Annotated in this window: 2 tRNA genes; both read right to left on the bottom strand. The window is 54.1% G+C overall.

Going from position 1 to position 344, the window contains the following annotated elements:
* Positions 1-148: 148 nt before the first annotated feature.
* A tRNA-Lys gene (locus HA41_RS19460) sits at positions 149-224 on the bottom strand.
* Positions 225-228: 4 nt separating this feature from the next.
* Positions 229-304 (bottom strand) — tRNA-Val (locus HA41_RS19455).
* Between the last annotated feature and the right edge of the window lie 40 nt (positions 305-344).

Here is a 344-nt window from a genome sequence, read left to right as displayed (position 1 = left end):
ATCCGGGGCCTCGCCCTGCGGGTGATGCTGCGCATCAGCCTGAATCGCTCCCGGCGATTCAGTCGACCTGCGGCAGGTTCTCATCCCGCACGTTTAACGCTGTGCCTCAGAAACGAAAAAAGCGCCATAAAGGCGCTTTATTCTGAATTGGTGGGTCGTGCAGGATTCGAACCTGCGACCAATTGATTAAAAGTCAACTGCTCTACCAACTGAGCTAACGACCCGAAGTGGTGGGTGATGACGGGCTCGAACCGCCGACCCCCTCCTTGTAAGGGAGATGCTCTACCAACTGAGCTAATCACCCACTTCGTACTGCTTAACAGGCGTGTATCACACTAAGATAT

The organism is Pantoea conspicua (assembly GCF_002095315.1).
In the GTDB taxonomy this organism is placed as follows: Bacteria; Pseudomonadota; Gammaproteobacteria; order Enterobacterales; family Enterobacteriaceae; genus Pantoea; species Pantoea conspicua.
This window is presented reverse-complemented; position numbering and strand designations above follow the sequence as displayed.